General features: G+C 51.0%; 13 protein-coding genes. 3 read left to right on the top strand and 10 right to left on the bottom strand.

Annotation, left to right across the window (positions count from 1 at the left end; all coding sequences use genetic code 11):
* Positions 1–22: 22 nt before the first annotated feature.
* From NSS64_RS26805 to NSS64_RS26835, 7 genes are all read right to left on the bottom strand, one after another.
* Positions 23–1051 carry an agmatine deiminase family protein gene (locus tag NSS64_RS26805; RefSeq protein ID WP_341142908.1) on the bottom strand — a complete coding sequence of 343 codons (1029 nt, stop codon included), beginning with the start codon at positions 1049–1051 and terminating at the stop codon, positions 23–25.
* 240 nt (positions 1052–1291) lie between these two features.
* On the bottom strand, positions 1292–1843 hold the full coding sequence (yfcE, locus tag NSS64_RS26810; protein ID WP_341142126.1) for a phosphodiesterase: 552 nt from the start codon (positions 1841–1843) through the stop codon (positions 1292–1294).
* Positions 1844–2064: 221 nt separating this feature from the next.
* Complete coding sequence (locus NSS64_RS26815) at positions 2065–3549, bottom strand: glutamate synthase subunit beta (RefSeq protein ID WP_341142127.1); 1485 nt, start codon at positions 3547–3549, stop codon at positions 2065–2067.
* A 297-nt stretch (positions 3550–3846) separates the two neighbouring features.
* Positions 3847–4827, bottom strand: coding sequence for a permease prefix domain 1-containing protein (locus NSS64_RS26820; protein WP_341142128.1), 981 nt, complete (start codon positions 4825–4827; stop codon positions 3847–3849).
* Between the two features lie 5 nt (positions 4828–4832).
* A complete protein-coding gene (locus NSS64_RS26825) occupies positions 4833–5159 on the bottom strand; it encodes a PadR family transcriptional regulator (RefSeq protein WP_036723569.1) in 327 nt (108 codons plus the stop codon).
* Positions 5160–5465: 306 nt separating this feature from the next.
* On the bottom strand, positions 5466–5633 hold the full coding sequence (locus NSS64_RS26830; protein WP_245368397.1) for an aspartyl-phosphate phosphatase Spo0E family protein: 168 nt from the start codon (positions 5631–5633) through the stop codon (positions 5466–5468).
* Between the two features lie 272 nt (positions 5634–5905).
* Positions 5906–7297 (bottom strand): helix-turn-helix domain-containing protein, encoded by a 1392-nt coding sequence (locus tag NSS64_RS26835; protein WP_341142129.1) that lies wholly within the window; start codon positions 7295–7297, stop codon positions 5906–5908.
* A gap of 358 nt (positions 7298–7655) precedes the next feature.
* Here NSS64_RS26835 and NSS64_RS32845 point away from each other — a divergent pair, with 358 nt between their 5' ends.
* From NSS64_RS32845 to NSS64_RS26845, 3 genes are all read left to right on the top strand, one after another.
* Positions 7656–7985 (top strand): helix-turn-helix domain-containing protein, encoded by a 330-nt coding sequence (locus NSS64_RS32845; RefSeq protein WP_162174467.1) that lies wholly within the window; start codon positions 7656–7658, stop codon positions 7983–7985.
* Between the two features lie 207 nt (positions 7986–8192).
* On the top strand, positions 8193–8714 hold the full coding sequence (locus NSS64_RS26840) for a TetR/AcrR family transcriptional regulator (RefSeq protein ID WP_341142130.1): 522 nt from the start codon (positions 8193–8195) through the stop codon (positions 8712–8714).
* A gap of 113 nt (positions 8715–8827) precedes the next feature.
* Positions 8828–9676 (top strand): hypothetical protein, encoded by an 849-nt coding sequence (locus tag NSS64_RS26845; protein WP_445667855.1) that lies wholly within the window; start codon positions 8828–8830, stop codon positions 9674–9676.
* A gap of 64 nt (positions 9677–9740) precedes the next feature.
* Here NSS64_RS26845 and pulA read toward each other — a convergent pair whose 3' ends face one another.
* The 3 genes from pulA to NSS64_RS26860 all read right to left on the bottom strand — a co-directional run bounded on the left by pulA (position 9741) and on the right by NSS64_RS26860 (position 15525).
* On the bottom strand, positions 9741–11696 hold the full coding sequence (gene pulA, locus NSS64_RS26850) for a type I pullulanase (protein ID WP_341142132.1): 1956 nt from the start codon (positions 11694–11696) through the stop codon (positions 9741–9743).
* 194 nt (positions 11697–11890) lie between these two features.
* Positions 11891–12502, bottom strand: coding sequence for a C39 family peptidase (locus NSS64_RS26855; RefSeq protein ID WP_341142133.1), 612 nt, complete (start codon positions 12500–12502; stop codon positions 11891–11893).
* Complete coding sequence (locus NSS64_RS26860) at positions 12499–15525, bottom strand: PAS domain-containing protein (protein ID WP_341142134.1); 3027 nt, start codon at positions 15523–15525, stop codon at positions 12499–12501. The genes NSS64_RS26855 and NSS64_RS26860 overlap by 4 nt, the downstream gene beginning before the upstream one ends.
* Between the last annotated feature and the right edge of the window lie 42 nt (positions 15526–15567).

A 15567-nucleotide genomic window follows, 5' to 3' on the forward strand; every position in this document is an offset into this window, starting at 1 on the left:
TCCTCCTTATGATTAGGTTGGTCTACTCCACCGCAGGCATCTGCTGGGTGGTGCAATGCACGTTGCCGCCTTCGCCGATCACGGCCATTCCGTTCACGGTACGGATACGGCGGTCCGGGAACAGCCCGGCCAGCGTCTCCTCGGCCAGCTTGTCCGTCTCAGCCGCTGTACCGCCGAAGACCGGCAGGATAATTCCGCCGTTCACAAAATAAAAGTTCAGATAGCTCAGCGTCAGGCGGCTGCCCTCGAAGTCCACGCGGGGCGGCTGCTGAATGCGGATAATCTCCAGCTTCCGGCCTTTGGCATCAACCGTCTGCTCCAGGATGCGCAGATTCTCCTGCGTAATCGCATAGTTCTCATCCTGCGGGTCCTCGCAGACCTGAATAATCACCTTGCCCGGTGCCGCGAAGCAGGCGATGTTATCGACATGCCCGTCCGTCTCATCCCCGCTGAGGCCGCGCTTCAGCCAGATGATGGACTCGGTCCCGGTATATTGCTTCACATATGCAGCAATCTCCTCGCGGCTTAAGCCCGGATTGCGGTTGGTGTTGAGCAGACATTCCTCGGTGGTCAGCAGCGTGCCTTCACCGTCCGTATGAATCGAGCCGCCCTCCATCACCAGCGGAGCATCGAATGCGCTGACTCCCAGGTGCTTCAGAATCTGCGGAGCTACCTCATCATCGAGATCCCAAGGTGAGTATTTGCCGCCCCAGGCATTGAATTTCCAGTTGACCCCGGCCAGCTTCCCGTCAGGACCCGTGAGGAAGGTTGGTCCGTTGTCCCGCAGCCAGGCATCGTTGTGCCGGACGGGGAGCAGTGTCACATTCCCGCCGAGCGTCAATTTCTCTACCTGATCCAGCTCCTCTGGATTGACGATAACCGTCACCGGCTCGAATTCGGCAATCGCCCGGATAATCTCGGCATAGCCCGCACTAACCGCTTCATGATTATCTGGGTGTACCATAGAGTCCTTCACCGGCCAGGAAATGAAGGTCCGTTCATGCTTGGCCCATTCGGCAGGCATTGTATAGTGTAAATCACGTGGATGCATCATTTAGTTACCTCTGCTGTTTAGTTTTTGAAGCCGGGGATCTACCCGCAAGCTCCTCACCCATCATACATGAATATGCCGGCAGGCTCAATTGCTGTGCAGCAATAATCCCTCTGGAAATATCCAGAGGGACTGCCATAGAAGCATAATAATCTGCGGTACTGGAATCAGAAAAACTGTGAGACTCTAATCAGAGAGATTGCGGGACTACAATCAGAGAACCTCGGGGATGAATCGATTTTACAGAATGATGCGCTTGATTATATTGCCCTCAAAATCCTTAATGCTGAACTCACCATTCTCCAGAACGCCGTAGGAGTTCGGGTTGTTCTCCTTCGGTAACGCAATCGATCCGGGGTTGAGCAGGGTAATGCCGTCCTTCACCTCTGCCACCGGCAGATGTGTATGCCCCTGAATGAATATATCCTGCGGGGACAGCGCCGGTAAGTGGTCGATGCTGAAGCCATGCCCGTGCGTAGCGTAGATCTTCCGGCCCTCATGCAGAATCAGCACGTAGTCGCCCATCATCGGGAAGTGCAGCAGCATCTGATCCACCTCGGCATCACAGTTACCTCTCACCGCCGCCAGCGATTTGCCCGATTGGCTGTAAGCATTCAGCCTGTCGGCGACCCCCTGCGGATTATACCCCTCCGGCAGCGGATTCCTCGGTCCGTGATACAGGAAATCCCCCAGAATAACCAGCGTGTGCGGCTGCTCCTCCTCCGCCTTCGCCAGCGCCTGTTCCAGCCAGTACAGGGATCCGTGAATATCGGAAATAAACATCAGCTTCATTCGTACGCTTCCTCTCTGTCCATATATCCTGCCCAAAATGCAACATTCCGCTCACCATTCCGGCACGAATCAGCTATTGTTGCACAAAAAGCAGGATTCCTTCTCCTTCAAGCTGAATGCGGGATGATTTCCTGCAATTTGTGCAACATTTCTCCTAAACTCCCATGTATCCATGCACCAAAACTGCAATATATGCAACAATCGGTCGCATCACAGCCGTCTCAAGGCAGATTGGACGAGCCCATCAGGAAGCGGTCTACCTCGCGGGCGGCCTGGCGGCCCTCGTTAATCGCCCAGACCACCAGACTCTGGCCGCGCCGCATATCACCGGCTGTGAAGACTCCCTCCACATTCGTTGCCTGCGCTCCGAACTCTGCCTTAACGTTGGAACGCTCATCGCATTCCACACCAAGCTGTCCCAGCACTGTCTCCTCCGGTCCAGTGAAGCCCAAAGCCAGCAGCACCAGCTGCGCCGGAATGACCTCTTCGCTGCCCGGCACTTCTACAGGGGCCATCCGTCCGTCCTCCGTGCGCTTCCATTCAATACGCACTGTATGCAGCTCCTGCACATGTCCGCCCGCATCACCCACAAAACGCTTCGTATTCACCAAATAGCGGCGCGGATCTTCTTCATACAGAGAAGCCGCCTCCTGCTGTCCGTAGTCCACCTTCAGCACCTTCGGCCATTCCGGCCAAGGATTGCCCGGCTGGCGGGTCAATGGGGACTGCGGCATAATCTCCAGCTGGATTACGCTGCGGCAGCCGTGGCGGATCGAAGTGGCTACGCAGTCCGTACCCGTATCTCCGCCGCCGATGACGACCACATCCTTGCCCGCCGCCGATAGATACTCTCCGTCCGCCAGTTCGGAATCCAGCAGGCTCTTCGTGTTCAGTGTCAGGAACTCCATCGCCTGATGGATACCGCGCAGCTCCCGGCCTTCCAGCGGCAGGTCCCGCGCCTTAGTCGATCCGCCGCAGAGGACGACAGCATCATGTTCTTCCTGTAGTTGAGCCGCTGTAATATCTCTGCCGATCTCGGTACGGGTGACGAAGGTCACGCCTTCCGCCGCCAGCAGATCCACCCGGCGCTGCACCTTCTTCTTATCCAGCTTCATGTTCGGAATGCCGTAGGTCAGCAGTCCGCCGATCCGGTCAGCCCGCTCATAGACCGTTACACTGTGTCCCGCCTTGTTCAGTTGGGCCGCGCAGGCAAGCCCGGCAGGGCCGGAGCCGACGACGGCGACCTTCTTGCCTGTACGGGTAAGCGGCGGCTCAGGAACGATCCAGCCTTCGGCAAACCCTCTATCTACAATCGCTTTTTCGATCGATTTTATCGTTACCGAATCGCCGTTCTTCCCTACCGTACAAGCGCCTTCACATGGTGCAGGGCAGACGCGTCCTGTAAATTCAGGGAAGTTGTTCGTCTTATGCAGGCGCTTCAGCGCGACCTGCCAGTTCCCGCGATAGACCATGTCATTCCACTCGGGAATCAGATTATGCAGCGGACAGCCGCTGGCCATCCCTGACAATATACGCCCGACATGACAGAACGGTGTTCCGCAATCCATACAGCGGGCCCCCTGCTCACGCAGCTGTTCTTCCTCCATCGGAACCGAGAATTCATTCCAGTTCTTAATCCGCTCCATTGGCTCGCATTCAGCAGGCGTCCGCCGCTGATATTCTATAAATCCGGTTGTTTTACCCATCCCTGTCATCCTCCGAGTCTCTCTGATTGGCCGCCGAAAGGTAATAGACGGCATTCATTCATGCCCACACCCGGCTCCAAAAAGAAACACACTCTTCTGTCACCGTCCGTTATTCTGTCACTGTAAAGCAGCGAAGCAAGAGGCTATAACGGGGCTTAAGATCACCCCGGTACAGGCTCTTGCACGGTTATCATAAGGGGAATAAATGCCTTCATATTACCACCTATCCGCAGGGAGGGAACATGAGCAATGTCACCTTTTGTGTTAACGTTATGTGGCAAATCGTGTACAGCAGACTCAGGCAGCATCTTTTTTCTTGAACATATTGTAGACCGAGCTGAACACCCCGAACAGAATCCCTGTTAACGGGAAGACGATCCAGTTGATCTCCCACTGGTCGAACACGAAACCGCTGACCAGAAAAACACAAGTAACCAGCGGCCAGATCACAGCGGCAACTGCACCGACAATCCGGCCCTCCTCCTGCTTCGCCTCACTGAAATCGCCTGTCTTCAACAGCTGCTGGTACGCACTCCGGATATTCCCGTAATACACGAAGAGGAACACGGCTACAGCCACCATTATCGGCAGAACGGCCACCCCGTATGAGCTGAATTCATCTCCAAACGCAGAAGTTACAAAGATGGCAATCGGCGACAACACGCATAAACACACCCCCATGATAAGCGATAACGTATACGTGGCGGCAAAAGCGGCCTGTCGCTGCTCAATATACGCCTTCAGAGGATGCGGCAGACTGAACCCGGACTCCATGTATTTGTATTTCTCCATTTTCGTGCCACTGTAGATGAATAACGCAATAGCAGGACCGAGCAGCAGTAACAGGGAGACCAGCCCGATCATACTCATCGCATCTTCAGAGAATACATTTCCCATGACCCCGTTCTCCCCAAGACCCGAGAAAAGGATAAGCAGCGCAGCACCCAGCAAAATCAGCCCTACGCCCCAGCCTACGAGCAGGCCGGATTTTCTTTTGGCAGCAATGAATTCTTCTACAGCAAGCTCATCCAGCATGGGCAGCCGTAGTCCATCCTCCTTACGATCCTCTCCAAGCCCCAGCTCGCTGACCAGCTCATCAATGTTGCCGAACTCGGAAATAACGATGCCCACCGCCTCATTCTCCGACTTCCCTTCATGCTTCAGTTCATAGTATTTCTCTTCCATGTTGCCAAGCAGCTCCTGCTTCAGCATCGCCATCTGTTCCGTTCTGGGCAGAGATGCGAACATATTGTTCAAGTATCCAATGATGGTATCCAAGTTCCTCACAGCTCCTTTATGAATTTGTTGATAACTTCCTGCGTGATCTGCCATTCCTCGCATTTGGCCCGGTAGTAGGCAAGACCCTGGGGAGTGATGCGGTAGTAAGTGCGTCTCTTGCCGAACGTCTCATCCAGATAAAAGGAATCAATATAACCGTTCTTCTCCAGCCGGGTGAATGCCGAATAGAGTGTGGTTTCCTTCATAATGTACTTCTCTTCCGATAGCTTCCGTATATTCTTGGAAATCTCATAGCCGTAAGACTCCCCGTCCAGAAGCATGTAGAGGATCATCGTGTCGTTGTATCCCCTAATCACATCACTGCTGATCAATTGCCTGCCTCCTATACTTCATCTGTCGTAGTAATTAGGTTCATTGTAGCATAATTACTACGACAGATGAAGTAGTGTTTTACGTGGAAATACTATTTATTTTTAAAAGCGGGCTTATGGGCGGTTTCCGTGCTAAAGCAGGCTCGGATAAACCCTTGACATAAAAGCGCCCCTTGGAGAGTTTCTTCCAAAGGACGCTTAAACTGAATCTTATTCCTGGACTTTACTGTCCCGTTTTTCGGAATCATCTGATACACTTAAGGGGCGAGCGAACCCGACAAAGTTTCTCGCCCAAAAGTCGATTGTTCACCCAATCGGCTTTTTCATTTGCTCACCTATCGAATTGTACTGATTAATCAATTCATCCAATACCATTGATTGCTTGATTACAGCCGGATGCTGAAAATTCTCGTGCTTTGTTGTAAGAGCATGAAGGCGATTCCTGGCACGTTCAATACGTAACTGTATGAGCATGCTTTTTTTCAACGTAAAGCAACATCTCCTTTCTGTGATATTTTAGGTTTTTATGTCAAATAATTGCACGACACTTACATGACAACTCTCCATTTATTGTTAATAATGGTTGAAACAAATTTAAATTGCCGCCTTAATATACAAAAAAGCTTTCCCTCAGGGGAAAGCTTTTTGTGCAAACCGATGAAGTTGTAATATCTTAGCCCCAGCCAACGCCATGCCCCATTGTGGTTAATGTAGTCATAACAGGAGCCACAGTAGCAACAAGACAACTAAACGAAACTAAGAGGAACCATGTTTTTTTCCGCATTGATTCGATGCACCTCACTCACAAGTTTTTTAAATATCCTTTTCGCTTCTTGATCCGCATGATCACGATATTGTTCAAAAAGAGTCATACAGGTGATCATATTCCGTACACTTTTTATATTAACAGAAAAATCCAATCCTTCTAATATAAGATTAATTGCATTGTCCGGATTTTCCGGGCTTTTATTGAATTTATAAACACCCAAGTCACTTAAAAACTGAGCATACTTTTCTCCTAAAATTGATTTGTTATATTGGCCGTATTGACCCTCTATAGCTTGAAATGGAATATATGCCTTAAACCGCTCCAATATGTCATCAATGTCGAAACCAAATTGATTCGCCGCTTGAACAATGTTACTCAAAGCAACAAAGATTTCTTCCGGATGATCGGCCACAAAATTAGCATAATCATATACTGCCTCAGCTTCACCAGACCATATTCGATACAGATATGTATTGGCTTTACCCCACTCAACGAATTGATTCATAAGGAATATAGCTTCCTCGTCATCTTCACGTATCCAAGACTTCCCTTCTGAATATAAAGCGACATATTGCAATGCTCCAGTGTAATCCTTATATTCTTCGCATACAGCGGAACGAACCAGCCAAGCATAAAGGATGTAGAAGTAGATTGGTCGTTCAGACTTCTTTTCACTTTCTCTAACGTTGTGTAAGTCATACTGGATTTGAGAAATCCGAAGCATTTCTTCAGCTAATTCATCTACCCTTTTCCACTTATGTACAGTAACCAGCACATCAATAAGGCACTTTAGTGCTTCCAGCTGATCGGCTTCATGCAATCGATTCACGTAATCTTCAAATACCATTGCTGCTCTATAGTTTTTTTCCAAATCATTACCTAGCTCAACTAAAAATAAGCGATAACGGCAAAACGCCAACCGCTCGGAATGCTGAAATTTTTCAGCTTTACTCACATTATCATAGAGCAATGCTGCAGCTTGATGATACTTACTGACAAACAGTTCTTCAGCAACATCAAACAGCGCTGGAACATAAGACAAATTATCAAGTAACCGCGTGACAATCCGCTCAATACAATCCAGACGCCCTAGAACCGCACACTTGATAATAAACGGACGTATTCTACGCATCGATGCGAAAAAAGCAAAACACTCTTCTACATATAAATCAAACAGAGCGTCCTCCTCTAATCCCAGCGCACCTGTAATTAATTCTAACTGCCTAACAGAGATTGGCCTGCTCCCCTGGAGTATCCGGCTAAGTGATCCAGAATTAATTCCAGAGAATGCAGAAAATTGAGCGTAGTTCATCTTCTTGCTCCGCATGTAGTTCAACAAAATCTGACGTATTGATTGTTCTACATCCAAATAGACACAATCCCCTTTCATGAAAGACCCATATTTTAGGATGTTCATATTAATTATAGTAGTTCTTAATCGAACGGTGGTCAACAATGCAATTTGGTGACTATTTAAATGATTAAAACTACCAGAAACCAGGGTGATTTGTTAGAGAAAAACTCAATCATCAAAAGGAACATAGGGTTCGCCTCTCACTGTTACATGTTATATGAATGATAACTATTAGTAAATACATCATATAAAATCAATTCAATCATATAAAGTGTATTCTACTCCTGATTTCAACCATATATCGATCTGCCTATTTATCCCTTTCTTACCTACACTTTTAGTCAAGCAGTCTTCTGAAAGGAATGAATACATAGTGGATTACTCCCTCACATTAGTACGCATCGGACAACTGGTACGCCAATGCAGACTCAGTCAAAACTTGACTCAAGAACAATTAGCTGAGTTGGTCGGGACCAGCCACACGACCATCGGAGCCATCGAGCGAGGGGAACGTAATGTCACCGTCCGCTCGCTGCATCGAATAGCGGATGCATGCCAAACAGATCTGTTCTCCATGCTCTTGGTAGACCAACCTAATAACGAGCAGTTGTCTTCCATCATTGCGTTACTGATTGATCGAAGCCCCAGCGAGTTGCGCACAGCATTGAACGTGCTTCAAAGTATCTTTCAGCCACCTTCCTAGATTGAATAATTGTAACTTTAGACTCCATCATAGCTTGCCGTTCGTCTAAACTTCTTTTGAAGATCGGACAGAACTCAAACCACCTAGAGGATATGGCCCAATAATCAAGAAAAATAAAATTTGACCATCAGCTGGGATTGACAGACAAATCATACTTTTATATGATTTATTTATCGTTCAATAAATAAATGATTGGAACTGATCACAATGGCAGCAAAGGAAGATAAAAAGCAAAAAATTATGGAAAGCGCATTAACCTTATTCGCAGAATATGACTACTACAGGACAACAACTGCAATGGTAGCTAAAGCCGCGGGAGTTACACAGCCCTACATCTTTCATTTTTTTGACAACAAAGAAGATTTATATATAGCTGTGTTAAACCGTGCCTACGATCGGATTCATGACACTTTTATGGAAGTCGAGGCACCTGCTGATCAGTTGGTTGGCGCAATGGGCAGCAGCTTTTTTAACTTAATGGAGACGCACCGTTCCGAAATATTGATGGTTATGCAGGCTTATACCATATCGGAGGCTGGGATCAAACAGCATTCTGCTAAGCTTTATAAGAATATTTTTGATGAAGTGACTGCCAAATTCCAGAAAGCCGGGTTACCCGATGCGGAAGAAAATGCAATACGTTTTATGAGCATGGGGCTGCTGGTCACGTTATCCGAGGTGCTTGATTTACCAGAAATAAAACAGTCCATACAAACGACTAAAGATTAAAGGATGTGCAAGCAGCAAACGGATGAATCTTATCTGTTACTGCTTGCAATTATTTTGCTAATTATTTATTTATCGATAAATAAATTTGAGAGAGTGATCGAATCGTGCCTACTATGTTCAACGAGTTGATGGCATCTGCCGTCTCTATTTTCAAACGTGAAAAAGCGCTCGTTATCCTTGGACTGCTTGGGTTTATTATCGCGGGAAGTGCTGCTGTCTATATGTTCTTTCAAGGGGCAGTTGTTCAGCCGGAGGGTAATATTAAAAATGTATTCTCGTTTGCAGCAGCACTAGGAATTTTTCTGTTCTCCACCGCTGCGATTCTACCCTTTGCAGGCTTTACTGTCCGCATGAGAAAAGTGGTTCGCCGGCTTAATATTGCTGCTGCTTCCTACAGCTATGCAATTGAAACTCTGCAGAATTTTCGGGGCTTCAATCCCCGTTTCTCTAAAGCCGGTGGACCGGTGGATATCCTTGCGGGAGCTTTATTTGGCGTCGTATCTCTTTCTTTTATCATCTCGGGCATCCTGCTTGCTGTCCAATTTCTGAAAATGAAGGCTCCATTATCGCGCCCTGTACTTATCATCGGTATCCGTTATGCCTTGCTGTCGGTATTCATAGCTAATCTGTCAGGACTGATCATGATGAGTTTACAAGGCCGTTTTACCGGAGCTGGAGGCAATTATATTGTACTACATGGAATTGGCCTCCATTCGCTCCAAACCTTACTGTTACCTGCCTTGCTGCTGGAACATTCGAATCTGCGGCCCGGCAAACAACGTATGCTCTTGCATGCAGGCTGCATAGCTTGGTTGATTGCCATTATGTTCATCGCCGTTCAGACCAGTCTTGGCCGTTCTATGTTTGAGGTTAGCTTGTTTTCGATACTTGCCCTGTTCTGTTTATTGGTTTGGCTGTTCACTGTCATTTCAGCTCTAATGTCTGCCTGTAAAATTCGGTAGGGCAAGAAGCAGACCGCCCCGGCAGCCTGCTTCAGCGTAATACCTATATCGCGGTACCTATCCATTAGTTCACAGCGAGTACAATCATTCCAATTCCTACAGCAGTTAAAATGCCGCCCGTCAGCCCGCTGATCTGCTCCCCGCCGAACACCACATTCCATTCGCCCAGCTCAGGTAGCCTCAGGGCTGCACCATCCGGGTTGGCATTGTACAGAACGTACAGATGCTCCGCAGAATCTCCTCCCGCATGATCGCGGAGTGTGAAGGCCACCGCCTGCGCCTGCGCTTCCTCGAAGACCAAATGGTCACGGATCTCCTCGGCGGTACGCAGCCGGAAGGCGGGGTGAGCCGCGCGTAGCGCGATCAGCCGCTTCATGTACTCCACAGATTCGGCATGTTCCGCGCAGCGTTCCCAGTCCAGCCAGTTCACTTCCACTGGCGATTTATAGCTGTTCTCCACCCCGCCCTTCGTTCTCAGGAATTCCTGTCCGGCATGAATGAATGGAATCCCCTGACTCGTCAGTACGATGGCCGAGGCCAGATGGTGCATGGCGCGGCGCTGCCCGTCTTCTGCTCCTGCCGTAGACAAGACCAGCTTATCCCACAGTGTATGATTGTCATGGCACTCCACGAAGTTCACACTCTGCTGCGGCTCCTGGGCGTATTGCCCGAGGCCGGGCCCGTAGTAGATTGCTCCGGCAATGCCCGCCTTCACATTGCGCTCGAAGCCGAACCCGCCGCTGATGAAGCCCTTCTGGTCATGCAGAAATATATTTCCTTTGACCGCATCGCGGAAGCCGTCATTAAAATGCCCGATGCCCGGCATCTCATTGGCCTGGCGCTGGTTAGCCCGAAGGTCCTCTGGCAGCTCCGTGTCCATCACCCAGCCTTCGCCGATAGTGATCAGGGAGGGGTCCAGCTCATCCAGACGGCGGCGGATCTCGTTCATGGTCCCTGTATCATGCAGTCCCATCAGATCGAAGCGGAAGCCGTCAATATGGTACTCCTTAGCCCAGTACAACACGGACTCTACGATGAAACGGGACATCATCTTGCGCTCAGAAGCAGTGTCGTTCCCGCAGCCGGAGCCGTTCGACAACCGCCCGTCCTGCTTATACCGCAGATAATAGCCAGGGACCAGCTTGGTGAAATTAACACGGAAGCCGTCATAGACATGATTGTAGACCACATCCATGATGACACGCAGGCCGCGGTCATGAAGTGCCTGAATCATCGTCTTCAGCTCCCGGATGCGCAGGCCCGGAACATACGGATCTGACGCATAAGAGCCTTCAGGAGCATTGTAATTCTTGGGATCATATCCCCAATTATAATGAGGCTCCGTAAGAAGGGTCTCATCCACGCTCTCTGTCGCATAATCATAGATAGGCAGCAACTGCACATGGGTAACACCGAGACTGGCAATATGATCAAGACCGGTGGCAATGCCCTCAGGACCCTGGGTACCGGCTTCGGCAAGACCCAGGTATTGCCCTGTATGCGTAATCCCGCTGGCAGGATGAACCGATAAGTCGCGCAGGTGAAGCTCATAGATCACCGCATCCACCGGGTCCGCAAGCGGCGGCTTATCCTGCGTCCAGCGCGCGGGATCGGTCTTGCGCAGATCCAGTATAGCCCCTCTGTCCCCGTTCACACCGACCGCGCGGGCGTACGGGTCCACCGCTTCATTCCATAGATCACCAATGCGCACCTTATAGGTGTAGAACATTCCGTCCAGATCGCCCGGGACGCTGAGTCTCCAGGTTCCCCGGACGTCACGCACCATGGGAATCTGCCGCTGCGCAGCATCCTTCCAGGATGGATAGAGCACCAGCTCCGCTTCCTGGGCCGTCGGGGCCCACAGACAGAACGCGGAGCCGGACGCCGAATAGGTTAGGCCAAGATCCTCTCCGTCATAGCTGAACAGCTCATCGAAACTCCGGTCGAAGACGGAGATTCCGCTGGTAGCCGCCGGGTCCCCGTAATGAATTGGTTCCTTCATTTCCTTCTGTACTGACAAGGCATACCGCCTCCTTTACCCTTAACTAAATATACGGCAGGGCTCCTGGGTTTTATACAACTCTTCATTTCTCTAAATGAAATTTTATCCTAACCGCCAACTTTGTGCAAACGTTTGAATCACACTTTGCAAGTGGAAACGGCTTGGCCGTCCTTTTAAAGGACGGGACCGTTTCAGCGAGAATAGGAGGATTATTATTCCGGCAGGTCGAGCGACACCATCGTAAGTATTTTTTTATTGGCTGAATAGGAGATCTGCCGTTCTCTGCCCGGCGTATAGCCGCCGCCCGGATGCTGCACCCCGTTGTCATGGACAACCAGCTTGCAGGAGCCGTCCTCCTCATCCTCATAGCCGATTCCCAGCACCCAATGATAGTCATACGCATATCTTCCGCGCCAGCGGAGGCTGAACCATTTGTCGAATTTGAGCGCAACCGGACGCCCGGCATCAATCTCGGCCCGGTAGCGCCCGATATCATTGAACACGGATATCTTAATCAGGTCAGAGCGGTAACTTAAAGGCGGCAGGGCTGCGCCGATGTACGACCGGAGGCCTCTGACAAAGCTGCGTGTGCTCATGCCCCAGGGCGTCCCGCCATGATGGGTGTAGATGTAGTTGATATGCGCGGCCATGGAATCAAAATGACGGATACCCGGAATAAACGTCCGGCCCTTATGCGAATGCCAATATTCCACGAGGGCGGCCATGGTTGCCGGCCCGCAGGCTGAGGAAGGCGAGGCTACGCCTGTCTCCCACTGTGTATACGCCTTCGCCTTCAATCGCTCACCAGAAGGCCTCCGGCTCATAGGGATACCTTATCGCTGAAATGCTCCAGACCCAGCTCCATATCTACAGGCAGGATAAAATAGAAATCAGACCCTTCCCCGACGACACTCTCGACCGTAATGGCACCGCCCATCAGCTCCACCAGCTTTTTGCAGATGGCCAGGCCCAATCCGGTTCCCCCATACTTGCGGTTAATGGACGGGTGCAGCTGCGAGAAGGACTGGAACAGTAGCGGCTGCTTCTCCGAAGGGATTCCTATCCCTGTATCGGCCACGCTGAATTTAAGCGTCAGCTTCTTGCGGTCCCTGCTATATTCTCTGCTGAGCAGAATGGAGACCTGTCCCGTCTCGGTGAATTTCACGGCATTGCTGACGAGATTCACCAGCACCTGGCGCAGCCGGGCCGCATCTCCCATGATCAGCTCCGGCACATCCGCAGCCATGCGGCAGGACAGCTCAATATTCTTTTCACGGGCCTTCGGCATGAACAGCTCCGTGATATTGTCGAGTAATTCCGCCAGACTTACCGGCTCGCGGGTAAGCGTCATTTTACCGGCTTCGATTTTGCTGAAATCCAGAATTTCATTAAGAATATATAACAGGGATGCACTGCTCTCGCTGATAATCTGGGTATACCCCCGCTGTTCTTCCGTCAATTCCGTCTCACTCAGCAGATCGGTCATGCCCATTATTCCGTTCATCGGTGTACGCAGCTCATGGCTCATGACGGCGAGAAATTCCGATTTGGCCTGGTCCGCCTTCTCCGCCAGCTCCTTGGCTCTGATAATCTCCTTCTCCCCGGTAGTGTCACGGAAGACGACAACCGCTCCCTTGCGCTCACCCTTGTCGAACAGCGGGGTAACCTGGTACTCGGCCAGGAAGCTGGAGCCGTCCTTGCGCCACAGCACCGCATCCAGGCTCTGATGGGCTTCTCCTGCCCGGACTGCCCGCATCAGCGGAGACTCCTCCGGCCGGTAATGGTTGCCGTCAAGCGCGGTCTGCTGGATGGGGTCCAGGTAAGGATGCCCGGTAATCTCATCACATTCGAAGCCCAGCATATGCGCCCCCGCAGGATTAATAAAGGTGACCCGCCCCTCGTTGTCCAGACCAAATATCCCTTCGGACACGGCATTGAGAATCAGGGTATAATCATTGCTCAGCTTCTCAATCTGCTCCGTGTACCTGATATGATCCGTAATATCGCGGGAGATCCCATATACCCCAACCACCTGATGATCCACAACGATTGGAATATTAATCGTATTGATCTCCACCGGATGCCCGTCTTTGTGGATCAGCGTCAGATCATAGCTCTGCGGCTCCCCCTGGCTGGCCAGGGTGAAATGATGCAGCGTCTTCTGGATATCCTTCTCGGCCACCAGCGGTCCGAAATAATTCCCCAGCAGCTCCTCCAGCGAGTAGCCGGTCAGCTTCTCCAGATTGGCATTTGCCGTCAGGTAATCCCCCTGCAGATTCATGGAATATACCGCCGCAGGATTATACTCGAACAGGGATTTGTAGCGTTGCTCGTTCTCCTGCAGCTTCGATTCGAATTGCTTGCGTTCAGTAATGTCACGGCCTACGGCAATAATCTCCGTCTTCCGGCCCTGCGCGTCAAAAATATACCGGCTGTTCGTCTCAAACCATATATAGGTTCCGTTCTTGTGCCGGTAGCGGTAGGAGGCCGGCGGAATCAATCCCGAATCCACGCTCTCCGCCATCTGATTCAGAATCATCTCCAGATCATCAGGATGCAGGTAATCGTAGGCACTGGTGCCGATCATCTCCTCAGGCTCATAACCGAGCAGCGAACGGCTGGCCGGTGAGCAATACAGGAAGATACTGTCCTTAATCGCATGGCGCGAGATCAGGTCAAGGGAGTTCTCCGACATCAGCCGGAAATTCCGTTCACTCTCCCGCAGCTGCTCCTCCATATGCATACGCTCCGTAATATCCTGCATCATGCCGAACAGCCGGGCTGGCTGGCCCTCCGGTCCCAGGATGACATCCCACTGGACATGCACCATCACGACCTCCCCATCCGGCAAAATCATCCGGTAAGCCGTATTCCCCGGCTCCCCTAGTCCCATAGCCCGTTCTACGGCCTCCTGCAGAATCCTGATATCTTCCGGATGGACCAGTGCCAGGAAGGCCTCCTGATTCACTTGGCCTGTCTCCACACTATATTGCAGAATACGCCGCAGTTCGTCGGAGAACGTGATTCTGCCCTTCACCAGATCCCAGCCCCATGAGCCTATTCGCGCCACCCGCTGCGCGGACGCAAGGGCCTCCTCGCTAGCTTTGCGCCGTGTAACGTTACGCCCGATCCCCATAATCCGAGTGATTTCACCCTTATCTCCGCGGACCACATGGAAGGATGTCTCGAACCACAGATAATGGCCCTCCTTATGGCGCAGGCGGCGGATGGAGATATTGTTCTTCAGCAGGCTGCCGGAGCTGTTGATGGCTTCAACATCCTCCAGGTGATAGAAATCGGCGCGGTTCCTGCCGACGATCTCCTCCGGATGGTATCCGATCTGGGAATAGGAGGACGGCGATATGAAGGTTATCGTCCCGTCGGGCAGGGAGAAGGAGATCATGCTCTGATCGTCTTTTATGAATAAATTGTACAGATCGCGGCTGTCTACAGTCAGCTGGTCAGCAATTTTGCGGTCTGTTACATCCTGTGCATATACAATAACGGTCCGGCTGGAAGGCTCCTCTTCCGCATAGATGAAGGTCAGGGAGAGCCAGAACGGCTTCCCGTCACTGCCGGAGAACCGCTGCTCCACCTGGAGAGGCTGTCCCTGCCGCTGTGCAAGCTCTGTCCCGATTCGCTGAATAGAGAATTCTTCCTGCAGGTCCCGGCCGGCCCCCGATAGAGTCCCTGAGAGAAATTCAGGCTCAGTGCAGCCCAGCATATTGCAAAAAGCAGGATTAATCTTCATCCATCTGCCTCCTTCCGGAGACAATACAGCCATCCCCACCGGAGATAACTGAAAGGCTTGATCGAGAATGCTGTTATTCCTAGCCAGGTTATCCATCACCTAAGGCCTCCTTCATTTTGGGGCTGGCGCTTCTGCTGA

This window comes from Paenibacillus sp. FSL H8-0122 (assembly GCF_038005345.1).
Classification (GTDB): Bacteria; Bacillota; Bacilli; order Paenibacillales; family Paenibacillaceae; genus Paenibacillus_AQ.